Annotated in this window: 26 protein-coding genes; 12 read left to right on the top strand and 14 right to left on the bottom strand. The window is 60.9% G+C overall.

The window, feature by feature from the left end:
• The first annotated feature begins 14 nt into the window (after positions 1 to 14).
• Positions 15 to 1058, top strand: a complete 1044-nt coding sequence (gene lpxD, locus CHC01_RS11825) for a UDP-3-O-(3-hydroxymyristoyl)glucosamine N-acyltransferase (protein ID WP_089264714.1) — start codon at positions 15 to 17, stop codon at positions 1056 to 1058.
• A 99-nt stretch (positions 1059 to 1157) separates the two neighbouring features.
• Here the strand turns inward: lpxD and tgt are convergent, their stop codons facing one another.
• The 6 genes from tgt to coaD all read right to left on the bottom strand — a co-directional run bounded on the left by tgt (position 1158) and on the right by coaD (position 5524).
• A complete protein-coding gene (tgt, locus tag CHC01_RS11830) occupies positions 1158 to 2291 on the bottom strand; it encodes a tRNA guanosine(34) transglycosylase Tgt (protein WP_089264445.1) in 1134 nt (377 codons plus the stop codon).
• Positions 2288 to 3370 (bottom strand): tRNA preQ1(34) S-adenosylmethionine ribosyltransferase-isomerase QueA, encoded by a 1083-nt coding sequence (queA, locus tag CHC01_RS11835; RefSeq protein WP_089264446.1) that lies wholly within the window; start codon positions 3368 to 3370, stop codon positions 2288 to 2290. The genes tgt and queA overlap by 4 nt, the downstream gene beginning before the upstream one ends.
• A gap of 153 nt (positions 3371 to 3523) precedes the next feature.
• Complete coding sequence (locus CHC01_RS11840; RefSeq protein WP_089264447.1) at positions 3524 to 3991, bottom strand: peptidylprolyl isomerase; 468 nt, start codon at positions 3989 to 3991, stop codon at positions 3524 to 3526.
• The gene (locus CHC01_RS33490; protein ID WP_089264715.1) at positions 3967 to 4410 is read right to left on the bottom strand and encodes a UCP034077 family protein; all 444 of its coding nucleotides are present in this window, start codon (positions 4408 to 4410) and stop codon (positions 3967 to 3969) included. The genes CHC01_RS11840 and CHC01_RS33490 overlap by 25 nt, the downstream gene beginning before the upstream one ends.
• Positions 4411 to 4415: 5 nt before the next feature.
• Positions 4416 to 4985: a peptidylprolyl isomerase gene (locus tag CHC01_RS11850; RefSeq protein ID WP_089264448.1), complete on the bottom strand. Its 570-nt coding sequence runs from the start codon at positions 4983 to 4985 to the stop codon at positions 4416 to 4418.
• Between the two features lie 41 nt (positions 4986 to 5026).
• Positions 5027 to 5524, bottom strand: coding sequence for a pantetheine-phosphate adenylyltransferase (gene coaD, locus CHC01_RS11855; RefSeq protein ID WP_089264449.1), 498 nt, complete (start codon positions 5522 to 5524; stop codon positions 5027 to 5029).
• Between the two features lie 70 nt (positions 5525 to 5594).
• Here coaD and CHC01_RS31915 point away from each other — a divergent pair, with 70 nt between their 5' ends.
• The 3 genes from CHC01_RS31915 (at position 5595) to CHC01_RS11865 (ending at position 8226) form a co-directional block, all read left to right on the top strand.
• Positions 5595 to 5837, top strand: coding sequence for a hypothetical protein (locus CHC01_RS31915; RefSeq protein WP_141137090.1), 243 nt, complete (start codon positions 5595 to 5597; stop codon positions 5835 to 5837).
• Positions 5838 to 5849: 12 nt separating this feature from the next.
• On the top strand, positions 5850 to 6107 hold the full coding sequence (locus tag CHC01_RS11860; protein WP_089264450.1) for a hypothetical protein: 258 nt from the start codon (positions 5850 to 5852) through the stop codon (positions 6105 to 6107).
• Positions 6108 to 6318: 211 nt separating this feature from the next.
• Entirely contained in the window at positions 6319 to 8226 is a 1908-nt protein-coding gene (locus CHC01_RS11865; RefSeq protein WP_089264451.1) for a potassium transporter Kup, read from the top strand.
• Positions 8227 to 8307: 81 nt separating this feature from the next.
• Here CHC01_RS11865 and CHC01_RS11870 read toward each other — a convergent pair whose 3' ends face one another.
• The gene (locus CHC01_RS11870; protein ID WP_089264716.1) at positions 8308 to 9201 is read right to left on the bottom strand and encodes a LysR family transcriptional regulator; all 894 of its coding nucleotides are present in this window, start codon (positions 9199 to 9201) and stop codon (positions 8308 to 8310) included.
• A 155-nt stretch (positions 9202 to 9356) separates the two neighbouring features.
• Between CHC01_RS11870 and CHC01_RS11875 the strand changes: the two genes are divergently transcribed.
• Positions 9357 to 10013 (top strand): hydrolase, encoded by a 657-nt coding sequence (locus CHC01_RS11875; RefSeq protein WP_089264452.1) that lies wholly within the window; start codon positions 9357 to 9359, stop codon positions 10011 to 10013.
• A gap of 144 nt (positions 10014 to 10157) precedes the next feature.
• Here the strand turns inward: CHC01_RS11875 and gyrA are convergent, their stop codons facing one another.
• The 3 genes from gyrA to CHC01_RS11890 all read right to left on the bottom strand — a co-directional run bounded on the left by gyrA (position 10158) and on the right by CHC01_RS11890 (position 14822).
• Positions 10158 to 12929 carry a DNA gyrase subunit A gene (gene gyrA, locus CHC01_RS11880; RefSeq protein WP_089264453.1) on the bottom strand — a complete coding sequence of 924 codons (2772 nt, stop codon included), beginning with the start codon at positions 12927 to 12929 and terminating at the stop codon, positions 10158 to 10160.
• 205 nt (positions 12930 to 13134) lie between these two features.
• Positions 13135 to 13539: a DUF2306 domain-containing protein gene (locus CHC01_RS11885; protein WP_089264454.1), complete on the bottom strand. Its 405-nt coding sequence runs from the start codon at positions 13537 to 13539 to the stop codon at positions 13135 to 13137.
• A gap of 458 nt (positions 13540 to 13997) precedes the next feature.
• Positions 13998 to 14822 (bottom strand): nucleoside/nucleotide kinase family protein, encoded by an 825-nt coding sequence (locus CHC01_RS11890; RefSeq protein ID WP_244558312.1) that lies wholly within the window; start codon positions 14820 to 14822, stop codon positions 13998 to 14000.
• Between the two features lie 228 nt (positions 14823 to 15050).
• Between CHC01_RS11890 and CHC01_RS11895 the strand changes: the two genes are divergently transcribed.
• Positions 15051 to 15848 (top strand): class I SAM-dependent methyltransferase, encoded by a 798-nt coding sequence (locus CHC01_RS11895; RefSeq protein WP_089264455.1) that lies wholly within the window; start codon positions 15051 to 15053, stop codon positions 15846 to 15848.
• A 374-nt stretch (positions 15849 to 16222) separates the two neighbouring features.
• On the opposite strand, the gene CHC01_RS11900 is transcribed toward CHC01_RS11895, so the two are convergent.
• Complete coding sequence (locus CHC01_RS11900; protein ID WP_089264456.1) at positions 16223 to 16729, bottom strand: single-stranded DNA-binding protein; 507 nt, start codon at positions 16727 to 16729, stop codon at positions 16223 to 16225.
• 464 nt (positions 16730 to 17193) lie between these two features.
• Here CHC01_RS11900 and CHC01_RS11905 point away from each other — a divergent pair, with 464 nt between their 5' ends.
• From CHC01_RS11905 to uvrA, 3 genes are all read left to right on the top strand, one after another.
• Positions 17194 to 17925: an outer membrane protein gene (locus CHC01_RS11905; RefSeq protein ID WP_089264457.1), complete on the top strand. Its 732-nt coding sequence runs from the start codon at positions 17194 to 17196 to the stop codon at positions 17923 to 17925.
• Positions 17926 to 18175: 250 nt separating this feature from the next.
• Positions 18176 to 18934 carry an outer membrane protein gene (locus CHC01_RS11910; protein ID WP_089264458.1) on the top strand — a complete coding sequence of 253 codons (759 nt, stop codon included), beginning with the start codon at positions 18176 to 18178 and terminating at the stop codon, positions 18932 to 18934.
• Between the two features lie 342 nt (positions 18935 to 19276).
• On the top strand, positions 19277 to 22255 hold the full coding sequence (gene uvrA / locus CHC01_RS11915; RefSeq protein ID WP_089264459.1) for an excinuclease ABC subunit UvrA: 2979 nt from the start codon (positions 19277 to 19279) through the stop codon (positions 22253 to 22255).
• A 30-nt stretch (positions 22256 to 22285) separates the two neighbouring features.
• On the opposite strand, the gene CHC01_RS11920 is transcribed toward uvrA, so the two are convergent.
• Together CHC01_RS11920 and CHC01_RS32520 are read right to left on the bottom strand one after the other, a co-directional pair.
• On the bottom strand, positions 22286 to 22708 hold the full coding sequence (locus CHC01_RS11920; protein ID WP_141137091.1) for a hypothetical protein: 423 nt from the start codon (positions 22706 to 22708) through the stop codon (positions 22286 to 22288).
• Positions 22709 to 22882: 174 nt separating this feature from the next.
• Positions 22883 to 23023 carry a hypothetical protein gene (locus CHC01_RS32520; protein WP_165826921.1) on the bottom strand — a complete coding sequence of 47 codons (141 nt, stop codon included), beginning with the start codon at positions 23021 to 23023 and terminating at the stop codon, positions 22883 to 22885.
• A 228-nt stretch (positions 23024 to 23251) separates the two neighbouring features.
• Between CHC01_RS32520 and CHC01_RS11925 the strand changes: the two genes are divergently transcribed.
• Complete coding sequence (locus CHC01_RS11925) at positions 23252 to 23887, top strand: HAD-IA family hydrolase (RefSeq protein WP_089264461.1); 636 nt, start codon at positions 23252 to 23254, stop codon at positions 23885 to 23887.
• A 66-nt stretch (positions 23888 to 23953) separates the two neighbouring features.
• Here CHC01_RS11925 and CHC01_RS11930 read toward each other — a convergent pair whose 3' ends face one another.
• Positions 23954 to 24358 carry an SPW repeat domain-containing protein gene (locus CHC01_RS11930; RefSeq protein ID WP_089264717.1) on the bottom strand — a complete coding sequence of 135 codons (405 nt, stop codon included), beginning with the start codon at positions 24356 to 24358 and terminating at the stop codon, positions 23954 to 23956.
• A gap of 283 nt (positions 24359 to 24641) precedes the next feature.
• Here CHC01_RS11930 and CHC01_RS11935 point away from each other — a divergent pair, with 283 nt between their 5' ends.
• Positions 24642 to 24926 carry a GNAT family N-acetyltransferase gene (locus CHC01_RS11935; protein ID WP_089264462.1) on the top strand — a complete coding sequence of 95 codons (285 nt, stop codon included), beginning with the start codon at positions 24642 to 24644 and terminating at the stop codon, positions 24924 to 24926.
• The gene (locus tag CHC01_RS11940) at positions 24923 to 25195 is read left to right on the top strand and encodes a GNAT family N-acetyltransferase (protein WP_089264463.1); all 273 of its coding nucleotides are present in this window, start codon (positions 24923 to 24925) and stop codon (positions 25193 to 25195) included. Before CHC01_RS11935 ends, CHC01_RS11940 begins: the two co-directional genes overlap by 4 nt.
• The last annotated feature ends 91 nt before the right edge of the window (positions 25196 to 25286 follow it).

The raw sequence follows: 25286 nt of genomic DNA on the forward strand, positions 1-25286 counted from the left end.
CACTGGAGTCGGTCATGACCGGTCAAATTCCCTTCTTCGTGCCTAAGCGCACGATCACCGCTAGTGAGGTCGCGGGCATCGCGGGCTTACTTTTTGTTACAAAAGATTTCCTCATTTCGGCTGGTGCGGCGCTAGAGACAGCGCGCCGCGGCGAGCTCAGCTATATGGACAATCACAAGTATCTTGAGGCCTTGAGGCAGACGAATGCAGGCGCTTGTCTCGTCTCCCCGCGCTTCAGCGCATCCGTTCCAAAGGAGACCTACTCTTTTGTGACACCTCAGCCGTATTTGATTTACTCGAGGATCCTCGCGTTGCTCTATCCAGGAGCGGCTATCCCGGGGTCACTCTTCGAGACCGACGGCATTTCTCCAAACGCCACGATTCATGCTTCGGCCATGATCGATTGCGGGGCTACCATCGATCCCGGTGCAGTAATCGGTCCCCGGGCCAGGATCGGTGAACGCACTTATATCGGGTCAAACGTCGTGATCGGCCCGGACGTCACCATCGGGAGCCATAGCTCGGTCGGCGCCGGCGCTATCATCGCGCACGCAACTGTCGGCAATCACGTCATTGTCCATCCAGGCGTATCGATCGGGCAGGACGGCTTCGGATTCGTGCCTGACAAAGGCGGACATATAAAAATACTCCAGGTCGGAGGCGTCATTATTGAGGACTGCGTCGAAATAGGCGCAAACACGACCATCGATCGCGGGTCGACCCGTAACACGTTTATCGGCGAAGGCACGAAGCTCGATAACCTCGTACAAGTCGCCCACAACGTGACGATTGGCAGGCACTGCCTCATCGCCGCGCAAGTCGGAATTGCCGGGTCCGCAACTCTCGGGAGTTTTGTTGCAATAGGCGGCCAGACCGGAATTGCTCCTCATCTGACGATCGGCGACGGCGCACAGATAGCCGGTGCAAGCGGCGTCACGCGCGACGTGCCCACAGGAGAGCGATGGGCAGGATTCCCAGCTCGCCCGAGCCGCAGGTTTTTCCGGCAATACAAGGCCATGGAAATGCTTGCGGCCGGTGACCGCGAGACAAACGATTGATGAACCTGCAAACCACCGGACCTGGCTGCCGGCCGAGGCACGGATGATCGACTGGCCGGTGAAGTCGGAACCGGTGAAGGCGACCTAGTTGACCTCCGGTTACCGCGGCGGAATGTCGCCGCGTGCCCAGCCCTCGCGCGTATGCGCCCGAAACTCTTCGAACGTTCCGGCCTCGATGGCTGCGCGGATGCCCTGCATCAGGCTCTGGTAATAGGCGATGTTGATTTCCGACAGCAGCATCGCGCCGAGGGTCTCACCTGATCGCACCAGATGATGCAGATAGGCGCGCGAATAGTCTCGCGCGGCCGGCCAGGTGCTCTCTTCGTCCAGCGGACGCGGATCATCCTGATGCCGCGCATTGCGCATATTGATCTGACCGTAGCGTGTGAAGGCCATGCCGTGGCGGCCGTTACGCGTCGGCATCACGCAGTCGAACATGTCGACGCCGCGCGCCACCGCTTCCAGCATGTCATCCGGCGTGCCGACACCCATCAGATAGCGCGGCCGGTCCGAGGGGAGGATCGGAACCACCTCCTCGATCATCGCCAGCATCACCGCCTGCGGTTCGCCCACGGCAAGACCGCCGATCGCATAGCCATGAAAGCCGATATCGATCAGCCCCTGTGCGCTGGCGCGGCGCAGTTCCGGCACATCGCCTCCCTGCGCGATGCCGAACAGCATGTAACCGTCAGGCGCCGTCTCGAAGGCGCGCTTGCAGCGCTCGGCCCAGCGCAGCGACAACTGCATCGCGCGGTCGATATCGGCATGTTCCGCTGGCAGCCGGACGCATTCGTCGAGCTGCATCGCGATGTCCGAATTCAGCAGCCGCTGGATCTCGATGGCGCGCTCCGGGGTCAGTTCGAACTTCGCACCGTCGATATGTGAGCGGAACGTGACGCCCTGCTCCGTCACCTTGCGCAGCTGCGCCAGCGACATCACCTGGAAGCCGCCGGAGTCGGTTAGCATCGGACCATTCCAGGTCGTGAATTTCTGCAGGCCGCCGAACGACGCGACGCGTTCGGCACCGGGACGCAGCATCAGGTGATAGGTGTTGCCCAGCACGATATCGGCGCCGGCATCGCGCACATCGCGCCAGTGCAGGCTCTTCATCGCACCGAGGGTGCCGACCGGCATGAAGGCCGGTGTGCGCACCACGCCATGCGGCGTCGTCAGCTGGCCCCTGCGTGCCGTGCCGTCAGTGTGCAGCAGTTCGAAATGATTGGCGACGGTCATTGATTGCGTGTGTCCCGAAACAGCAGACTGGCGTCGCCGTATGAATAGAAACGATAGCCGGTCGCGATGGCATGGGCATAGGCCTGCTTCATCGTATCCATGCCGGCAAAGGCGGAGACCAGCATGAACAGCGTCGAACGCGGCAGATGGAAATTGGTGAGCATGATATCGACGGCGCGGAAGCGATAACCGGGCGTGATGAAGATCGCAGTCTCGTCGGCGAACGGATGAATAACGCCGTCCTCGGACGTCGCGCTTTCCAGCAGACGCATTGAGGTTGTGCCAACGGCAACCACGCGTCCGCCGGCCGCATGCGCTGCGTTCAACGCATCCGCCGTTGCGCGCGAGATCGTACCCCACTCGGAATGCATCTTGTGCTCGGCGGTGTCGTCGACCTTCACCGGCAGGAACGTCCCTGCTCCGACATGCAGCGTGATGCGATGCAGGCCGACGCCCCGCGCCTTCAGAGCGGCTTCCAGTGCCGGCGTGAAATGCAGTCCCGCCGTCGGTGCGGCGACGGCGCCGTCATTGGCGGCGAACATGGTTTGATAATCGGCCGTGTCACGCTCGTCCGGAGCGCGTTTTCCGGCTATGTAAGGCGGCAGCGGCGGCGCGCCGAGTTCGGCGATCGCCTGATCCAGCGCCGGGCCGTGAAACGAGAAAGAGAAGATGATCTCGCCGGCGTCGCCCTTCTGCTCGACCTGGGCGTCGAGATGTCCGAGCAGGCAGACGCGGCCTTCATTGCCGAAGCGCACCGTATCGCCTTCGACGAGCTTCTTTGCAGGCCGTACCAGCGCCTGCCAGCGCGAACCGTCGAGGCGCTTGATCAGCGTCACATCGATCTTCGGTTCGGTCTCGCGGCCGATGCGACGGCCGCTGAGCTGCGCCGAGATAACCCTGGTGTCATTGACGACCAGCTGATCGCCGGGCTTCAGCCAGGTCGGCAGATCCGAGACGACATGATCCTGCACGCCGATACCCGGCTGAACGACAAGTAGCCGCGCGGCGTCGCGCGGGCTGGCAGGCCGCAGCGCAATGTTCTCAGGCGGAAGTTCGAAATCGAAGATATCGGTACGCATGGGTTTGTAGTTATTCCCACTCCGTCATGGCCGGGCTTATCCCGGCCATCCACGCCTTGGTGTTGATGCCTATAAAACGTGGATGCCCGGGACAACTAGCGAAGTTCGCTTCGCGCTGCCCCGGGCATGACGAACGTGAGGGAGGAGCTTAACTTAGGCAGCCGCGTCGGCAGCCATATGCGCCTTGACGATCTTGTCGGGGTTCTGCACCGGCTCGCCGCGCTTGATCTTGTCGACGTTCTCCATGCCTTCGGTGACCTTGCCCCAGACAGTGTACTGCTTGTTGAGGAACGACGCGTCGTCGAAGCAGATGAAGAACTGGCTGTCGCCGGAATCCGGGCTGGCCGCGCGGGCCATCGACAGCGTGCCACGCACATGCGGCTCGTTATTGAATTCGGCCTTCAGCTTCTTGCCCGAACCGCCGGTGCCGGTGCCCTGCGGACAGCCGGTCTGCGCCATGAAGCCGTCGATGACACGGTGGAAGACGATACCGTCGTAGAAGCCTTCGCGCACGAGCTCCTTGATACGGGCGACATGGCCCGGTGCCAGATCCGGGCGCATCTCGATGGTGACGGGACCCTGGGTGGTTTCAAGGATCAAAGTATTCTCGGTAACAGCCATGCTCGTCTCTCTACTGGTTTGGGTTGGTTTCGGCGGTCGTCAAACCGCACTCGGAAGGGGCGTCCAGCGACCGCGTCGCCAAGGCCCCCGGTAAATGGCATCGGCGTGCAATGTTGCAATGTCTCCATCACAGCCGTTCGGTAGGCAACGCTGTCGGCCTCGGAGGCATCCGGCGTCTCGAAGGTAATTCGCGGCCTTCCGAGAAGTTCACCGGATCGCTTGAAGCTGAACAGTACCGTGATCTCCATGCCCGGATGGCCTCGCGGCAAGGCAGGCGGATGCCAGCACGCTTTCAGCCTTCCGAACATGCCCTCCAGCGTACTCACGGCGTCAGATTGCCCCGACGCCGGATGCGCCTGAAGGACGCCAGACAGCAATGATGCCGCGAGCAGAGCAATCACCCTGCATCGCGGCATCATGATGCTCACTTGATGTCGGAAGCGACCTGAACCTTGACCATCTTGTCAGGGTCGGTCACGGCACCACTGGCCGAGCCGGGAGGCGCCTTCTTGAGCTTGTCCACCACGTCCATGCCAGCGACGACGTCGCCAACCACGGTGTATTTGCCGTTCAGCGACGAACCTTCGGCGAACATAATGAAGAACTGCGAATTGGCCGAATCCGGATCGCCGGCACGTGCCATGCCAACAACGCCGCGCTTGTACGGCACCTGCGAGAATTCGGCCTTCAGGTTCGGATACTTCGATCCGCCGGTGCCGTTGAAGTTCTTGCCATCACCGGTCTGCGCCATGAAGCCGTCCATCACGCGGTGGAACGGTACGTTGTTGTAGTAGCCTTCGCGGGCGAGCAGCTTGATGCGCTCGGCGTGCTGCGGGGCGATATCGGTGCGCAGCTTGATGATGATCCGGCCCTTGGTCGTGTCGATCACGACCGAATTGGCCTTGTCGAGGCCAGCCGGAAGGGCTGCCGGAGCCTGCGCGAAAGCGGGAGCCGCGAACATCAGCGCGGCAGCAAGTGCGACTATACGGATCATGGAAACTCCGGATCAGAGAAAGCCGGTCAGCCGGCGTTTGATTAAGCGGCGAATTTGGACTTGAGGCTCTTGGCAACCGCGTCCGGAACGAAAGCCGAAACGTCGCCGCCCATGGCGGCGATTTGCCGGACCAGTGTGGCGGTGATCGGGCGGACGCTCACCGAGGCCGGAAGAAATACCGTCTGCACATCCGGCGCCATGGTCTCGTTCATGCCGACGATCTGCATCTCGTAATCGAGATCGGTGCCGTCGCGCAGCCCGCGGATCATGATGGTCGCACCGATCTGCTGCGCCAGTGTGGTGGTGAGATTGTCATAGGTCGTGCAGTCGAATTCGCAGCCGGCGGCCGAGGCCAGCGGTCCGAACACCTGCTTCACCATCTCCAGCCGCTCGTCCGTCGAGAACAGCGGCTTCTTGCCGGGGTGCACGCCGATCGCGACCACGAGCTTGTCGCACAGGCCAACGGCATGGCGGACCACATCGAGATGGCCATTGGTGACGGGATCGAATGAACCGGGATAAAGCGCGATACGGGGCATTCCCCCTCCTACCCCGCCCCCGTTCGAGCCGCAAGCCGACTTGGTTCCGCCCGCGGGGGCCGAATGGCCGATGTTTATTTTCGGACAGGGCTCGAACCGGATGCCGGGTCAGCGCGTCTACTGGGTACGCAGCAACGATATTGAAAACATTGGGCTTTCGAGCCTCATGTGTCGTTATGCGCGTACGGACGAAACACAAACCGGGCCGGATGAAACCACTTTGCCCGGACACGACAACTTCCTGAAACCAGGCCTGATTAATCAGGCAAGCACAGGAAGCGACAAACAAACCGGGCCAAAACGGCCCGAATGACAGGGGACCGTCATGATCAAGACTCTCTCAGCAGTTGCCGTCGCAGCTTTCATCGCAGCCGCCCTCACCGTTCTGCCGGGCTTTGCGCCGAAGGTCGAGGCGTCGGTGCCGGTGGCCCTCGCCAAGGCCGACCGCCTGGACATCCACACGGTAGGTCGCAACTGCTCCGAGCAGGCTTGGCCGAACTTCGAGGCCTCCTGCCTGCGTAACGCAGCCAGCAAGACGATCACTGTCCGCGAAGTCCGCCTCGTGACCACCGAGCGTCGCTAAGCGGCAAAGGATACCGCACCCCGGTCAGAGCCGGGGTGTACTGATACTTAATCCGGGCAATCGAACTACACTCCCCCAACGCGCGCGATGCATAGTTCAGTGAAATTCTCGCGACAGCTACTTCAACTAATTTCATAGCAATTCGCGACGCAACGTCGCAGACTGCCGGTCAAGCGCGATCGTGAAAGCGCGAGTCCCGTGAGGGCTGCCAGTGACCGCCATCCCAGCCGCATCGCCAGGCCACTCTGGCGGACTTCCTCTCACGGCAACGATCGGCGCGCTCGGCGTCGTCTATGGCGATATCGGCACCAGCCCCCTTTACGCATTGAAGGAAGCCGTGAAGGCAGCGGCCCATGGCGGGCCTCTCACGTCCGAAGCAACGCTCGGCGTAGTGTCGCTGATCCTCTGGGCGTTGATCCTCATTATCTCCCTGAAATACGCGCTTCTAATTCTGCGCGCCGACAATCGCGGCGAAGGCGGCATCGTCGCGCTGTTGGCACTGCTCCACGCGCGCAACGCAGAGCCGGGTACATGGCGCATACATCTGCTGGTCGTCGGCCTCGTTGGTGCCGCCCTGCTCTATGGCGATGGCGCCATCACGCCGGCGATCTCGGTGCTTTCAGCCATTGAAGGCCTTAAGGTCGATGCACCGTCGCTTGCGCCGGCCGTGGTGCCGCTCACCGTCATCATTCTGATCGGGCTGTTTCTGATGCAGAGCAAGGGCACCGGTTTCATCGGCGGCATCTTCGGACCAGTGATGCTGGGCTGGTTTGCCGTGCTCGCGCTGCTCGGCATCCATGGCATCGTGCAATCGCCCGGCGTGCTCGCTGCCGTCAGTCCGCTCTATGCCTTCGAATTCCTGATCCATCAGGACTTTCACATCAGCTTTGCCATTCTCGGCGCTGCCTTCCTTGCCGTGACCGGCGGCGAAGCGATGTATGCCGATATGGGCCATTTCGGCCGGATGCCGATCAGGCTCGCCTGGTTTGCCATCGCCCTGCCGGCGCTGGTGCTGAACTATTTCGGCCAGGCGGGACTTCTGATCGCCGACCCGACCGCCATCAACAATCCGTTCTATCAACTGGCGCCGGACTGGCTGCACTACCCGCTGGTGGCTTTTGCCACCGTCGCGACGGTGATCGCCTCGCAAGCTATCATCTCCGGTGTGTTCTCGCTGACGCAGCAATCGATCCAGCTCGGCTTCCTGCCGAGGATGCAGATCCGGCACACCACCAGCCACGCCATGGGCCAGATCTATGTGCCGCTGGTGAACTGGCTGCTGGCGGCGGCGACACTGGCCGCCGTGCTCAGCTTCGGCACATCGGACGCGCTGGCAGGCGCCTATGGCATCGCGGTATCGCTGCTGATGGCGATCACCACGCTGCTCGCGGCATTGGTCGCACTGCAATGGGGCTATCCGCCGCTTCTCGTCGTGTCGGTGAATGGCTTCTTCTTCATCATCGATTGCATCTTCTTCGCCGCCAATTCCACGAAGCTGTTCGAAGGCGGCTGGTTTCCGCTGTTCTTGGCGGCTGCTGTGGCGTTCCTGATGCTGACATGGCGCAGCGGCGTCAAACTCGTTGAAAGCGCCCGCGCCAAACTGCGTCAACCCGAAGAGGACCTGATCGAGACGGCCGTGAGTCGCTGCCATGCGCGCCTCAATGGCACCGCGGTGTTCCTGGCATCCATGCCGAATGGCGTGCCGCTGGCACTGACGCAATTCGTCAAGCACAACCACGTCCTACATGAGCGCGTCATTCTGGTGACTGTGCTGATCTCCGAAGTGCCGCGCGTCCCGGATGCCGATCGCGCCGAGATTATCGAAGTCATTGAAGGGATCACGCGCGTCATCCTGCATTACGGCTTCATGCAATATCCAACGATTTCCGACGGGCTCGGCCTGGCCTCCGAACAGGGTAAGCTGCCCGGCATCGACCTCGCCGAGATCACCTATTACATCGGCCGGGAGACCATCATTCCCAGCGACAAGGTCGCCGGGATGGCGGTGTGGCGCGAAACCGTATTCGCGTTCCTCCAGCGCAACGCCGAGCGCTCCGCGGCGTTCTTCGGCGTGCCGACCAAGCAGGTCGTCGAATTCGGCACCGAGATCGAGATTTAAGCCGCGCGCGACTTAAGCCTCGGCCGGCCGCGACTGCTCGCAGCAGGCCTGGCCGAACGTCGAGGTCTGCCTGCCTGCGCTCTAGCGACCCACGCCCGCAAGGCGCGGAGCCTCTGCGAAACACGCGATGAGCATTTCGGTGAGGACTCGTACCTTTCGAGGGGGATGCTGACTTGGCGGGCGGATGACATAGACACCTGCCGGTGGCGGCGGATGGCGTGTCATGACCGGAACAAGCGTTCCCGAGGCGACATCGTCATGGGTGATGCCATCGGGGAGCCAAGCGATGCCCAGTCCTGCCAATGCTGCGGCGCGGAGAGCCGTGCCGTTATCGGCTTTGAAGCGCCCTTGCGGGCGCACCGTGATTGTCTTGTCGCCATCCATGAATTGCCAGGCTTCTGTGCCCTGCATGAGAGCCTGATGCGCAACGAGGTCGTCCGGCGTCTCGGGGGAACCATGCGCTGCGATATAGTCCGGGCTGGCGACCAGTTTTCCATAGATTGGCCCGACGTGTCGCGCGATCAGGTTGGAGTCCGGAAGATAGCCAACCCGGATGGCGCAATCGAAACCTTCTGCGATGAGATCAACGAAGCGATCACTGTAGACGCTATGGATGTGGAGCTGCGGGTGCCGTCGCGCCATGTCCGCAAGCACGGGAGCTAAGTGCGTTGGGCCGAAAGTCAGCGGCACGGCAATGCGCAAGCGGCCGCAAAGCTCACCATCAGGCAGGAGCAATTCCCTGGCCGCGTCGATCTCGGCGCAAGCTCGCGCTGCATGATCGCGAAACGCGACTCCCGCTTCGGTGAGCGCAGCGCCGCGCGTGGTTCGTGCGAGAAGCTGCACGCCAAGTTCCGCTTCAATGCGAGCAAGCTGCCGACTGACGATCGACTTGGAGACGCTGAGCCGACGCGCAGCGGGCGAAACGCCCCCGGCATCGGCAACTTCCACGAATGTCCTGAGCGCTTCGATATCCAATTCGGCGTTCCCCATTCCGCAACACAGCTTGCCACGGAAGGGCACTACCTCATCAAGCCCAAGAACGGCAATACCCCCTCGAGACAGCGCCGCCGTTGGCGCATGTCCCATCAAGAAGACCAATCTCACTCACAACGGCACCAGAGGATATATTCATGACCTTTCGTAATGGCCTTGCGTCGCTCCTTCGTCCCGAAGACTCGGTCCTCATTCTGATCGACCACCAGCCCTACCAGCTCGCCAACGTGAACAGCCATGAACCGCAGATGGTGATCAACAATACGGCGGGCCTGGCGAAGGCCGCCAAGGCGTTCGGCGTTCCCACCATCCTGACCTCGGTGCTCGCCGAGCGTGGCGGTCTCTTATTCCCTCAGATCACCGACGTGTTCCCCGGCCAGGAGGTGATCGACCGGACCTTCATCAACACCTGGGAAGACCCGAAGGCGGTGGACGCCGTCAAGGCAACGGGCCGCAAGCAATTGATCATCGCGGGCCTGTGGACTGAGATCTGCGTCGCGATGCCGACGATCCAGGCCCTCGGCGAGGGCTGGGACGTAACGGTCGTCACCGATGCCTCGGGCGCCGTTTCGGTCGAGGCCCATCAGGTCGCCATCCAGCGCATGATCGCGGCCGGCGCCAACATGATGACCTGGCTGGCAGTGGCCGCCGAATGGCAGCGCGACTGGGCGCGGGCTGAGAGTGCCGCCAAGCTAACGGAAGTGATGACGCAGCATGCAGGCGGCAGCGGCATTGCGGATCTGTGGGAGCAACAGCTGCTCAATACGCCGGTGCCGAAGAGCGCAGGCGCATAGCGCCGAAAACCTCTTTCGACCGAGCAAGCGCGAGGTGTTGGGTTCTCGCTTCGCTCAACCCATCCCGCACATCACATACATAAAAGAAAAACCCGCGGCATGACCGCGGGTTTTTTATCAACGTGCCAGCCGCTGCGGAGAGCCTCAGCCCTCCGCCACCGGCACACCGTTGCCATTCTCGCCCTCTTCGCCCTCGCCCGCCTCGCCGATATGCTCGACCGACACGACGTGCTCGTCGTCAGCCGTGTTGAACACGATGACGCCCTGGGTCGAACGGCCGGCAATGCGGATACCTTCCACCGGGCAGCGGATGAGCTGGCCCTTGTCGGTGACAAGCATGATCTGGTCGCTGTCCTCGACCGGGAACGAAGCGATCAGCTTGCCATTACGGTTGTTGACCGACATGGCGACGATGCCCTTACCGCCGCGGCCGGTGGTGCGGTACTCGAACGACGAGGTCCGCTTGCCATAGCCGTTTTCGCTGATGGTCAGCACGAACTGCTCGGACGCCGACATCTCGACATAGCGCTGCTCGCCGAGTTCGATGGCTCCCGTCGCCTCTTCGGTCTCCACGGCAGCCGCCGCTTCGTCCGCAACATCGGCACGCTCCTCGGCGCCGCCGCGACGTACCGCATTGGCACGACGCAGATAGGCCGCGCGTTCGTCGGAATTGGCCTCGAGGTGGCGCAGGATGGTGAGCGAGATCAGCTTGTCGCCGTCCGCCAGCGAGATGCCGCGCACGCCCATGGAGCTGCGGCCCTGGAACACACGGACGTCAGTCACCGGGAAACGGATGCACTGGCCGCCGGCAGCGGTCAGCAGCACGTCATCATGCTCGGTAGCGATCTGCACATCGACGATCGCTTCGCCCTCATCGAGCTTCATCGCGATGATGCCGGAGCGCCTGACATCGACGAAGTCAGAGAGCTTGTTGCGGCGGACATTGCCGCCGGTGGTCGCGAACATCACGTCGAGGGTTTCCCACGTCGCCTCGTCCTCAGGCAGCGGCATGATCGTGGTGATGCGTTCGCCCTGCTCCAGCGGCAGGATGTTGATCATCGCCTTGCCGCGGCCGTTTGGCGGCGCGATCGGCAGACGCCAGACCTTTTCCTTATAGACCTGGCCGCGCGACGAGAAGAACAGCACCGGCGTATGGGTCGAGGCCACGAACAGACGCGAGACAAAATCCTCGTCGCGCGTCGCCATGCCGGAGCGGCCCTTGCCGCCGCGGCGCTGCGCCCGATAGGTCGAGAGCGGCACGCGCTTGACGTAGCCATGATGCGACACCGTCACCACCATGTCTTCGCGCTGGATCAGGTCTTCGTCTTCGACCTCGCCCTCCTGCTCCATGATGACGGTCTTGCGCGGCGTCGCGAATTCCAACTTCACCGCGCCGAGCTCGTCCTTGATGATGCCCTGGACGCGCGCTCGCGAACGCAGGATCTCCAGATAGTCCGCAATCTCGACGGCGAGCTTGTCCAGCTCGTCGGAGATTTCTTCGCGACCCAGAGCTGTCAAGCGAGCCAGTCGCAGATCGAGAATGGCCTTGGCCTGTTCGAAGGACAGCCGCGCGGTGCCGTCTTCCTCGAGGCGATGACGCGGATCGTCGATCAGCATCATCATCGTTGCCACATCCTGCGCGGGCCAATGACGCTCCATCAGGATGTCACGTGCAGTGGCCGGATCCGGCGAAGTACGAATGACACGGATGACCTCGTCGATATTCGCCACTGCAATCGCGAGGCCGACGAGGATATGCGCGCGGTCGCGCGCCTTGTTGAGCAGGAACTTGGTACGGCGCGTGACGACCTGTTCGCGGAACGCGACGAAGATCGTCAGCAGGTCCTTCAGGTTCATCAGCAACGGGCGGCCAGTGTCGAGCGCCACCATGTTGGCGCCGAAATTGGTCTGCAGCGGCGTGAACTTGTAAAGCTGGTTGAGCACCACCTCCGGCACCGCGTCCCGCTTCAATTCGACGACGACGCGAAAACCGTCGCGGTCGGATTCGTCGCGTAGATCGGAAATGCCTTCGATCTTCTTGTCGCGCACCAGTTCGGCAATGCGCTCCACCATGGTGGCCTTGTTCACCTGGTAGGGAATTTCCGAGACGATGATCGCTTCGCGGTCCTTGCGCGTCGGCTCGATCGAGACCTTGCCGCGCATAACGATGGAGCCGCGGCCGGTGTGATAGGCCGTACGAATTCCGGCGCGACCGAGAATTATACCACCCGTCGGGAAATCCGGACCCGGGATGATCTTGTTCAGATCGTCAATGGAGAGTGACGGATCGTCGATCAGCGCAACGCAGGCGTCGATGACTTCGCCGAGATTGTGCGGCGGGATGTTGGTGGCCATGCCGACGGCAATGCCGCCGCCGCCATTCACCAGCAGATTCGGAAACTTCGCCGGCAGCACGCGTGGCTCGCGGAACGAGCCGTCATAGTTGTCCTGATAGTCGACGGTGTCCTTGTCGAGATCGTCGAGCAGCGACTGCGCGATCTTGGTCAGGCGCGACTCGGTATAACGCATGGCCGCGGCCTGATCGCCATCCACCGAACCGAAATTGCCCTGACCGTCGATCAGCGGCACGCGCATCGAGAAGTCCTGCGCCATGCGGACCATGGCGTCATAGACCGACTGGTCGCCGTGCGGATGATACTTACCGATGACGTCGCCGACGGTTCGCGCCGACTTGCGATACGGCTTGTTCCACTCGAAGCCGTTCTCGTACATCGCATAGAGAATGCGACGATGCACAGGCTTCAAGCCGTCGCGCGCATCCGGCAGCGCACGCGCCACGATCACGCTCATGGCGTAATCGAGATACGAACGCTTCATCTCATCGAGGATGGATACGGGACGAATATCCGAGGGGGCCGGTGGCTCCCCAGGCTTCTGGTCTTCAGTGTCGGACAAGGATGATTTCCGGTCAGGTTTTGCTGGGAATCATATAGCGCATCGCGCGGCTTCAAGCCACCCCGCAGACAACGCCCGTGGCTCTATTTTCCTGCTGATTTTTCAAATGCTTACGGGAGCTGTACAGGGCTTGTGAAGTGGCCCCGAATAAGCCAGCCCGAACCCGCCGAATCTTGCGGAAATCATGCGCCCGTCTTGCAGCAATCTAGCGACCGAACACCACGGTGTGCATGACCCGGCCGGGCACGAGGGTGAACACACCGGCGATCACCAGGGCGCCGGCGAAGATCGAAATCATAGTGATGGCATGCGCCCTGACGCGGTGCCGGCGTGCGGCGACCACTCCGACCACCAGCATCACCGGCGCGATGATCGACAGCAGGTGGATCGGGCTCCATATGTCCCAGAGCCGATAGCTGTGGCCATGAATCCAGAACGAGCTGATCGCGACAGTGGCGAGCAGCGCCACCCAGATCCAGCCGAGCGTTCTGTGTGGCAGCGTGCCCTTGGGCACGATCAATTGAACGACACCCAGCACGAATGCGACCATGGCCGCAAAAGCATGCAGCGGGATTGGAGCGGCGGCATCAAGCAGCGGCTGCAGCGACATGGTGGCCCTCGCGTTCAGGAGGCAGCGTCAGCTCACCATCGCAGAAATCTTTCCATTGTAAAGATCATATTGCCGCCACGTTGCCGCAGCTAACCGTCCCCTCAAAAAAGCAAAACGCGCTGCGAGCAATCAGCTCACAGCGCGCGATGCAGAAGTTCAGGACGTCCTGACAGCAGATCAGAAGGGTTATATGTGGTTATGGACGTGATGCGTGAGGCGGTCGAGGAGCGCGCCGGTGACCGAGGCTGGATTCCGGGATATCTCCGGGTCGCGCCTGGCGGACGGCTGCACCTTGTTTCGTGCGCGCCTCACGGGCTGATCGTGGCTGAATGGTTGGTTTCGGACGCAAGGCTCTCCGAGACAGGGGACCGCGCTAGTCGAGGCGACCCAAAGTATCCATGCCTCGCTCCGGGCGGACCGGGGCTCGACCACGCAATGATTCAAATCGTGAGCGAGCGTCAGATGCTGCCACCAGGCCCCCGTGCGAAATGTTGAGATCCATCAAGTTCATAGTTGCCAGCTAATCCAGTGGTTTGGCTTTTATCGCCTTGGTCACCCAGGGCGGTCTCATTGATATGCTCTCCCAGGACTCGCGTGATGACCTTATCGAAATTGAGGGGGTCGGCACCGTCGACTTGTATCAAGGACCATCCGTCCCGGCGCAAGCACTCGCCGATCTCCCTTGAGATATTGGCCTGCTTCAAGCCCCTGTCCACGCCGAGTTCGAACAGGAGGACTTCGATGAGCGGCTGGTGCGCATGCCGATCCGTAAGACGGCGGCGCAACGTTTCCTGCGGCGCATCGAGCTGGACAAGCAGGTCCGGTCGCGGCAGGAACGCTAGGCAGTCACGAACCACGTCAATGCTTGGAGTTCGCGCCAGCAAAACCAGCGCACACAATGCCTGGATCAGGCCTTCTTCAAAAATGAAGTAACCTTCCGATTCCTGCGCTTTACGCCAAGATTCGCACAGTAGAGCGATGTCGACCTTCATGCGCCATGACCATGTGCGGCTTCGTAGCGGGATTGATGCTAGAAGCCGCGCCGCGACACCGTCCTTCGGCAGGGTCGATAGCAAGACAGGACCGGAGGTGGCAATCTTTCTGCCAATACGCCCAATGCCATGGCGCGTCTCCGGGCCGTCATCCTGGGCCGACGCATATTCAATCAGGCGATAACCGTTCACTGTCTTCAGGTTGATGCCTTCTTGCGCCAGCCCCCGGCAGAGGCCGCGAAGAAGTGTGGTCTTGCCTGCACCAGGCGGCCCAAATAACTCGATGATCATGGTGGAATGCCCAGCGCCTCGGAACAAGCTGTCATTTACCTGCAGGTCAGAGCTTAGCCGGATTACAAACCACACCAACGTTCATTTGAATGACTGTTCGGATCCGCGGACTGCCGCCCGTCGACTAGTCGGATCACGCCTGCCGCTCCGTTCCGGCATCGTGCGAATGCATGAAGACGCCGTCCCGACATCGAGGTTAGCGTCGGCGGACTCGAGGGACATATCCTTATGCTCAACGGAGACACGTTCAGCTATCGCGCGAGCCACCAGTCGGTTGATGTCGTTGCCGACTACGTCAGCACCTTCGAGGTGGGCCATTGCGCGGCATTGTGGCGGGACGTCGAACAGCCCTTGCTCGAAAGCATTCTGCGCCGGCTCGGAGGGCCACAGCGAACAAGCCTCGACTTCGCCTGCGGAACCGGACGCATTGCGAAGGTCGCCGCTCGGTTGTTCGGCTCGGTTGTCGGGGTCGATGTGTCAGAAGCGATGCTTTCGGCAGCTTCGGTGCCAGACAACGTGACGCTGCTATGCGTCGACGTCACCAAGGTTCCTCTCGAACAGACATTTGACGTTGCCACCGCATTTCGGTTCTTCTTGAATGCAGAAGACACGCTTAGGCGCGACGCATTGCGGGCGATCTATCGGCATCTTCGCAACGACGGCGTATTGGTGTGCAATATCCAGCTCAATGCAACGTCACCCATCGGGTCGTTCAGTCGTGTCCTGAACTGGGCATATCCGAGCAGACCTCGACACACCCTGACTTTGTATCAATTTTCAAGCCTGCTGTCGGATGAGGGATTTGAGGTCGTGGAGAGCACGTATTACGGCTATCTCCCGCGACCGGGCCGGTTGTTTCCACATCTCTGCGAGGCGCTGATCGAGCCATTCGAAAAGGCGTGCCGGAGGCTCAAGGTGCCGGGATTATTGGCGGAGAGTTTTATTGTCGCGGCGCGAAAGCGGGAACGCCTGTTTCCTCAGGTGCAGGACCCTCGGCGAATCGTGCAGGCACCAACAACCTCTTGAGGTTCGGGAGCATGATCATCGAGTTCTTTGGCCCGGCAGCCGCAGGAAAGACCACCTTCGCCCACGCGCTGTGCAAGCGGCTCAACGAGCGCGGCCATCATGCGAATGTTGTGCTCAGCTAGCCCAAGGGTCCGGCAGCCCGCTCTCCCTATCCAAGAGAAGCCCAAACCTCTCGCCGCCCTCCATTACAACGGGCTTTACGCGAAATCGGCTGGCAATGCGTTGATTTATCAAACGAAAGCCCCCTTGTTTACACAAGCGGGCCCCACAGAATCTGATTCGAGTCTCGTCGGCAATCCGGAAGCTGAAAAACGCTAAGTCATTGAAGAAGCGACGAAAGCGTTTTTTAGTTTACACACAGCTCCAACCAACAGTCAGAACGGGATGTCGTCATCCATGTCGCTGCCGCGGCCACCACCGCCGGCCGGTGCCGCCACGCGGCGCTGCGGCGGAGCGCTCGACTGGCCGCCGCCGAAGCTGTCGCCCATGTCATCGCCGCCGTAACCGCCGCCACCACCCGCGCCACCGCCCTTGCCGTCGAGCATGGTCAGCGTCGAGTTGAAGCCCTGCAGCACGATCTCGGTGGAGTATTTCTCGACACCCTGCGGATCAGTCCATTTGCGGGTCTGCAGCGCGCCTTCGATATAAACCTTGGCGCCCTTCTTCAGATACTGCTCGGCGACCTTGGCGAGACCTTCGCTGAAGATCACGACACGATGCCACTCGGTCTTTTCCTTGCGCTCGCCGGTGCCCTTGTCGCGCCAGGTATCCGAGGTCGCGACGGTCAGGTTGACGACCGGGTTGCCGTTCTGCATCCGGCGGACTTCTGGATCCTTGCCGAGATTGCCGACCAAAATCACCTTGTTGACGCTACCCGCCATGCCACTCTCCTACTCTCGAATCTGAATTGCTGATTGGGCGCCGGCGCAGGCCCTGGCCCGCGCGCAAACGCCGCTGATGATGGGACCCTATACGGTCCGCGCTCCCGCGCAGGCCCCCGCGACCGGGTTATCCACGATCTCTTATATGATCGTCCTCCCATATAGCATGTTCCATTTTTGTTCTCAAGGACACCCCTTGGCGAATTGTTGGGCGACGACGAAGTGCCGAGTCGTCGCTGTCGCGTCTGAGTCGAGCAATAGTGGAACCCGAAGGGAACCGCGCCCGGTCAAAATTCATATACCTTTCATTAACTTAGAAACGGCCAAACATCGAAGACGAGTGTGCTATTTGGGTGACGGACTTTTTGGCAGACTTGCGTATATTTCGATCACTGAATTGCATTTGGCGCTTGCGCCGGGACACGAGGCTTCGCCGACGCGAAGCAATTTTGGGGAGAATTCACATGAAGAAGTTTCTTTTGGGCACCGTTGCCTTGATCGCTCTGGGCGCTTCGGTTCCGGCAATGGCTGCTGACTTGGCCGCTCGTCCCTATACCAAGGCTCCGGCTTATGTTCCCGCCCCGATCTACAACTGGACCGGTTTCTACATCGGCGGTCACGTCGGCGGCGCGTTCAACGGTTCGAACGGCTTCGGCGGCACCTCCGACAATTCGGATGGCCGTTTCCTCGGCGGTGTGCAGATCGGCTATGACTACCAGTTCGCTCCGAACTGGGTGTTCGGCATCGAAGGTCAGTACAGCTGGGTTGGTTCGAACAACACCAATGTCGCTTTCGTTCCGGCTGGCGTCACCTACAACCTGAACCAGAAGGGCCTCGCCTCGGTCACCGGTCGCATCGGTTACACTTGGGGTCCGGCACTGCTCTACGTGAAGGGCGGCTACGCTTACTCCGACTACAGCGAATCGCTGGTCACCACCGCTGGCGCCGTTCCGGTGGCCTTCGCAGCCGGCACCAAGCATGACGGTTACACCGTCGGCGCCGGCCTCGAATACCTGTTCACCCAGAACTGGTCGGGCAAGGTTGAGTACCAGTACTACGACTTCGGCAAGACCACCTTCGCTGCTCCGTCGCCGGTTGGCATCATCGGCCTGTCGTCCCGCAACGACGAGCACACCGTCAAGGCTGGCCTGAACTACCGCTTCAACTGGGGTGGCCCGGTCGTCGCGAAGTACTGAGCTTCGCGCCTGATTTCAGGCTCTTGATTACGGAAAGGCCGGCGGAAACGCCGGCCTTTTTCGTTTGGCTGGAAGCCCGGATTCCGGAGAGATTAAGAGCTAACCCATCGCCTTCGGTTGAATACTACCCACGACTGTAGCGCGCGAATTTTCACGCAACTATTGCGTTTGTTTTTCTCCGTTGCAAGGAAGGCACAGCCTGATTGCCTGAATCGCGCTAGGGTTGAAACACTCACAAGGGGAGCATGCCATGAAGAAAATTCTGCTCGCATCCGCCGCCCTCGCTGTTCTCGGCTCGGCAACGTCCGCTTCTGCGGCCGATCTCGCAGCACGGCCCTATACCAAGGCGCCTCCGATGATCGCCGTCGTCTATGACTGGACCGGTTTCTATATCGGCGGCAACGGCGGTTGGGGAACGAGCCGCAAATGCTGGGACACGACCCAGGTTCTCGGTGCCGCACTGGCCTTCAGCGAGGGATGCCATGACGCAAGCGGCGGCACGGCTGGCGGTCAGATCGGCTATCGCTGGCAGAGCACCGCTTGGGTGTTCGGTCTGGAAGCACAGGGCAACTGGGCAGACTTCAAGGGCTCGAATGTCAGCCAGCTCGTACTCGGTACGACCGGCAACCGGTCCAAGATCGAAGCCTTCGGCCTGTTCACTGGCCAGATCGGTTACGCCTGGAACAACACCCTTCTTTACGTGAAGGGCGGCGCTGCCGTGACGAGCGACAAGTATCAGGGCTACACCGTGGGAACCAATGTCGTATTCGATAACGCTAAGGAAACCCGCTGGGGCGGTACGGTTGGCGTTGGCCTGGAATATGGCTTCACGCCAAACTGGTCCTTCGCGGTCGAATACGACCATCTGTTCATGGAGACCAGCAGCAACAGCTTCACCGCTGTGACACTTCCTGTGACCTCGCGCATCGATCGCATCAGCCAGGACGTCGACGTCGTCATCGCCCGCATCAACTACAAGTGGGGCGGCCCTGTCATCGCCAAGTACTGAGACGAGTACTGAGAACTGCGACCGCCTTCCCTCATTCCGACAAACTTAGCCCGGCCTCGCGCCGGGCTTTTTGCTGGCGCCTCGCTCAGACCTGACGCGCTTCCGATTGGCAGTCCATTGGCATGAGCCCGATACCGGAAGACCTTTCCTGCGCAGGCCGTTCGATTTGCAGCCTTGCCTCGCAACCCCTCCGCCAACAAACCGTTGATCGTTGCTGTGGAGCACTGGAAATCCGTCCTCGTTCTTCCTATGTTCCGATGACAATCAATCGGCGTTGATCCCGGCCCGGCCGGCGGTGCGCGCCCGGATGAGCGCGCCTCGCGCGCTGGGGAATTGCCTGTTATGGACGAGATCATCAAGGCGAAGCGGCAGCAGGCCGCCGCGAACATGCGCAGCATCACCATCCGCGGCGCCCGCGAGCACAATCTCAAGAATGTCGACCTGACCATCCCGCGCGACAAGCTGGTGGTGTTCACCGGCCTGTCCGGCTCCGGCAAGTCGTCACTCGCCTTCGACACGATCTATGCCGAAGGCCAGCGCCGTTATGTGGAGTCGCTGTCGGCCTACGCCCGGCAATTCCTCGAGATGATGCAGAAGCCGGATGTCGACCAGATCGACGGCCTGTCGCCCGCCATCTCCATCGAGCAGAAGACTACCTCGAAGAACCCACGCTCGACGGTCGGCACCGTCACCGAGATCTACGATTATATGCGCCTGCTGTGGGCGCGCGTCGGCATTCCCTATTCACCTGCGACCGGCCTGCCGATCGAAAGCCAGACCGTGTCGATGATGGTCGACCGCGTGCTGGCGCTGCCGGAAGGCACGCGGCTGTATCTGCTTGCGCCCGTGGTGCGCGGCCGCAAGGGCGAGTATCGCAAGGAGCTGGCCGAATATCTCAAGAAGGGTTTTCAGCGCGTCAAGATCGACGGCACCTTCCATGAACTCGCTGAAGCACCCGTACTCGACAAGAAGTTTCCGCATGACATCGACGTCGTCGTCGATCGCATCGTTGTCAGGCCGGATATCGGCCAGCGCCTCGCGGAAAGTTTTGAGACGGCACTGAAGCTCGCCGAAGGTCTCGCTGTCATCGAATATGCCGATGCACCAACCGCTCCCGCGGAAGACAAGAAGTCCGACAAGAAGGTCGCGAAGATTCACGACAAGACAGGTGCCGAGCGCATCCTGTTTTCCGAGAAGTTCGCCTGCCCCGTCTCCGGCTTCACTATCCCCGAGATCGAACCGCGCCTGTTCTCTTTCAACAACCCCTATGGCGCCTGTCCGAAATGCGGTGGCCTCGGTGTCGAGCAGACCATCGATGCCGATCTCGTCATTCCCGACAAGGAACTGACACTGCGCAAGGGCGCCATCGCGCCCTGGGCTAAGTCGTCGTCTCCCTATTACGTGCAGACGCTGACGGCACTCGGCAAGTTCTACAAGTTCACCCTCGACACCAAATGGAAGGACCTGCCGAAGAAGACGCAGAACGCCATCCTGCACGGCTCCGGCGATGACGAGATCAAGTTCTCCTATGAAGACGGCGTGCGCTCCTACGACACCAAGAAGCCGTTCGAGGGCGTCGTCACCAATATCGACCGCCGCTTCCGCGAGACCGAGAGCGAATGGGCGCGCGAAGAACTCGGCAAGTATTTTTCCGACGTGCCCTGCGATGCCTGCGAGGGTTATCGACTGAAGCCCGAAGCGCTCAGTGTGAAGATCGGCGGCAAGCATATCGGCAACATCTCGGAAATGTCGGTGCGCAAGGCTGGCGACTGGTTCGAGTCCGTGCCGGATCTGCTCAACAAGCAGCAGAACGAGATCGCCGTCCGCATCCTCAAGGAAATCCGCGAGCGCCTCTCCTTCCTGCTCGATGTCGGCCTCAACTATCTCACGCTGGCGCGCTCATCCGGCACGCTGTCCGGCGGCGAGAGCCAGCGTATTCGCCTGGCGTCCCAGATCGGCTCCGGCCTCACCGGCGTGCTCTATGTGCTCGACGAGCCGTCAATCGGCCTGCATCAGCGCGACAATGCACGCCTGCTGGATACGCTGCGGCGGCTGCGCGATCTCGGCAATACCGTGATCGTGGTCGAGCATGACGAGGACGCGGTGATCGCGGCCGACTACGTCGTGGACGTCGGCCCCGGCGCCGGCACCCATGGCGGCAACATCGTCGCCCAGGGCACGCCACAAGAGGTGATGAAGAATCCGAAGTCGCTGACCGGAAAATATCTCACCGGCGAAATGTCGGTGCCGGTGCCAGAGCGTCGGCCGCCGAACCATCGCCGCACCATCAAGGTCATCAATGCGCGTGGCAACAATCTCAAGAACGTCTCGGCGGAAGTCCCGCTTGGCCTATTCACCGCGGTGACTGGCGTCTCCGGTGGCGGCAAGTCGACGCTGCTGATCGACACGCTCTACAAGGCCATCGCACGCAAGCTCAACGGCGCCAGCGAAGGCGCCGCGCCGCATGACCGCATCGAGGGCCTGGAGCATATCGACAAGATCATCGAGATCGACCAGTCGCCGATCGGCCGCACGCCACGTTCCAATCCGGCGACCTATACCGGCGCCTTCACGCCGATCCGCGAATGGTTTGCCGGCCTGCCGGAATCCAAGGCGCGCGGCTATGAGGCCGGCCGCTTTTCGTTCAACGTCAAGGGCGGCCGCTGCGAGGCGTGCCAGGGCGACGGCGTCATCAAGATCGAGATGCACTTCCTGCCCGACGTCTATGTCACTTGCGACACCTGCAAGGGCAAGCGCTACAACCGCGAAACGCTGGAAGTGCTGTTCAAGGGCAAGTCGATCGCCGACGTGCTCGACATGACCGTGGAAGAAGCCGCTGACTTCTTCAAGGCAGTGCCGCGCGTGCGCGAGACCTTCAAGACGCTGCATCGCGTTGGTCTGGATTACATCCATGTCGGCCAGCAGGCGACGACGCTATCCGGCGGCGAAGCGCAGCGCGTGAAACTCGCCAAGGAGCTGAGCAAGCGTGCCACCGGCCGCACGCTCTACATTCTCGACGAGCCGACCACGGGACTCCACTTCCACGACGTCGCCAAACTGCTGGAAGTGCTGCACGAGCTGGTGGCGCAGGGAAATACGGTGGTGGTCATCGAGCACAATCTCGAAGTCATCAAGACCGCCGACTGGGTCATCGACCTCGGCCCCGAAGGCGGCGACGGCGGCGGTGAAATCGTCGCCTGGGGTCCGCCGGAAGACATCGTGAAGGCGCCGCGCAGCTATACGGGCAAGTTCCTGAAGCCAGTGCTGGAAAAGGCGGGGAAGCCGAAGAAGCGGAAGCAGACGAGCGAAGCGGCGGAGTAGCTCCATCTCTTCCTCGCGTCACGACCGGGTTCAACCCAGTCGTGATGGCTTACGCCCGCTGACTTTTGCGAGAACCTTATCGCTTTTTGGGTGCTTGAAAATATGCAACATCATAACTTCATCTTGAATAGCGGCGATCAAAATTCCTTCGAATATTTTTCGATCAACGAATAGCAAGCGATCATCGCGCTTTTTATAGGAATTTACGAAGAAGCCGACCATAATATCGTTTTTATCTACAACAGCTATGAATATGTAGCTGTGCATTACTTCGCTCATTAAATCGAAGCAACTTAGCGTAGCTACCTCTGACTTTTTCATGTCGTATTCAACGCTTGGATCAGATACTCCTGAAAATCGAGAAACACGATCTGATAGCCGTCGAAACGGACGGTGCGCTGCGCAGCGTATTGAGCGATCACGTAAAGCATCGGTGACCTTGCGGTTTTCCATAAGCTTCCTCAGCACGAAAGCCGACAAGAAGACCGCTCTCTCGACGTAAAATGCGCCCCTATTTGAACCAACCTTGCTGGACCATCTTTGAAGCGCCTCGAGATGGCGCTTAATCTCCACCTTCCAGGGATAACTCTCGAATATCATTTGCGCTTCGCCTTTGCTCCCGAATGTTCACCTCAGCCCCGTCCCGTGGCACCGCTGGCACTTCACCACCTTCTCGCCCTTCTTCAGCAGGCCCTTGCCTTCGCAATTCTTGCACTTCTGCTTCTTCTTGGTGTTAGGGCCTTTCTGGTTCGGTCTATCGTCTGCCATGAGGGCCTCCTGCGGGTGATATGAAATGGCAATGACGGACTTAGCACGCTTGCGTGCGGCTCGTGCATCGTTTCGCCGCGCGAATGCGGGTTGAAAACCGGGTCTGATGGGATCATCCTTGCGACGGGTCGCATATCGGCCACGACTCAGACGAGAACCAGCCCGTGACCGCCACTGCCAAACATCCAGCCGAGACCGAGACCCCGGCCACCGCCCCGCCCGCCAGCCATGCCCTATAAGCTCGCCATCTTCGATTTCGACGGCACGCTGTCCGACAGCTTTTCGTGGTTCCTCAGCGTCATCAATTCCGTCGCCGACAAACACAAGTTTCAGCGCGTCGAACGCGACCGCATCGACGAGTTGCGGAGCGTCGGCGCCGGTGAGCTGATCCGGCTGCTCGGTGTCGCCAAATGGCGGATCCCGTTGATTGCGCGCGACATGCGCAAGCGCAAGGCGCAGCAGATCGACCGCATTTCGCTGTTCCCAGGCGTCGACCGCATGTTCTGTGAATTGAAGGCGCGTGGCATGACGATTGCGATCGTCAGCTCCGATAGCGAGGACAATGTCCGACACGTGCTCGGCGATCTCGATCAGCACGTCGCCTATTTCGCCTGCGGCGCCGGCCTGTTCGGCAAGACGGCGAAATTCCAGCGCATCCTTGAACTCACCGGCATCTCTGTCGATGACACGATCAGCATCGGCGACGAGATCCGCGATATCGACGCTGCACGCGAGGCCGGAATCGATTTCGGCGCGGTGACGTGGGGCTATACCAGCGGAGCGGCCCTGAAAGCGCGCACGCCGAATTATGTGTTTTCCCGGATCGACGAAGTCATCGCGACGCTGGCTGTGCCAGGACGCTAACGGCCGGCCAAAGACAGACGAAACCCGCCGGCCTCACGACAAGACCGGCGGGCTGATCGCTTGTTGTCACTGCCCGTGCTGGGCCATTTCCCCATCACTCAAATCCCAGTCCTGCCACAACTGCAGTGCTGCCAGCAGCACCACGAGACCGCCGAGGCAGGTATGGATGAATCTGAGCATGCCGTCGCCGGAATAACCAAAGAAAAGCGGCGAAGCGATCAGCCACAGACCGAGAATGATCGCGGCCACCTCCTCCCAGCGTTGCAGCGCGACATACTCAAGCTGCGCAAGGCCAAATACCAGGACGCCAACCGCCACCGTGTTAATGATTATGGCGCTGGGGGTCCCCCCGGTATATTGATGACCGTTCTGCGTAGGAAACCAGGGCGAAAGCGCAATCAGAACGCCAAGCGCCATGCCAAACCAGTCTTCCCACGTGCGATGCGTACCGAGAAACCGAGAGTCTGACATCGTGACCTCCTCCAAAAGAGGCATACGTCAGCGGCCGTTGGCATGACACTCCAACTGTCAAACGACCGATCCGGCCGCTTCGGGGCGTATGTCTACAATTGACGTAGGAACCCGCTTTGCCTTTGCAAGGCCACGCCAAAGCCATTTTTCACAGCGCGCAGAACGGCAAAGAGCCCCGCGCGACGACACGGATTTCCCCTGTCAGAGAAGCATGCGGTGGCTGCATTGCACCCGTTTAGAAATGACTGCTACCTTCTCCAGGATACCTGTGAATGGAATGAGAATGAGCAACGCGGTTTATAACAATACTTCGCTTCACCGTTTCGAACTTGCCGTCGACGGCCATATCGCTTTTTCCGAATATACCCGGACGTCCGATACCATCACCTTCGTCCACACCGTCGTGCCAGAGGAATTGGGCGGCAGGGGTATCGGCTCACAGCTTGCCCGCGGCGCGCTCGATACCGTGCGTGCACAGGGATTGAAGGTCGTGGCGCAGTGCCCCTTCATCGCGGCATATATCGCGAAACATGCGGACTATCAGGATTTGCTGAAAGACGCGGCATGACCGGCGTTCGCGACAACAAGGCGCTCAATCGCTTCGAGCTGGATGTCGGCGACTCCGTCGCCTTTGCGAATTATCGCCGTGCCGGCGATCGCGTCATCATCACGCATACCGAGACGCCGCCTGCCCTGCGCGGCCGCGGCATCGCGTCAGAACTGGTCAAGGGCGCGCTCGGATTGATCCGTGCGAATGGGCTGAAGGTCGTGGCGGGTTGCTCGTTTGTGGTGGACTATCTTCACCAGCATCCGGACTATGCGGACCTGGTCGGCTAGCCACACACGTCTTTCCGGGGCGCGAGCGCGACTTGGCGATCGCGAACCCGGAATCTGGAAATGTTTTGAGTTCTCATTGCATCGGGATTCC

This window comes from Tardiphaga sp. OK246, from assembly GCF_900188215.1.
Lineage (GTDB): Bacteria > Pseudomonadota > Alphaproteobacteria > Rhizobiales > Xanthobacteraceae > Tardiphaga > Tardiphaga robiniae.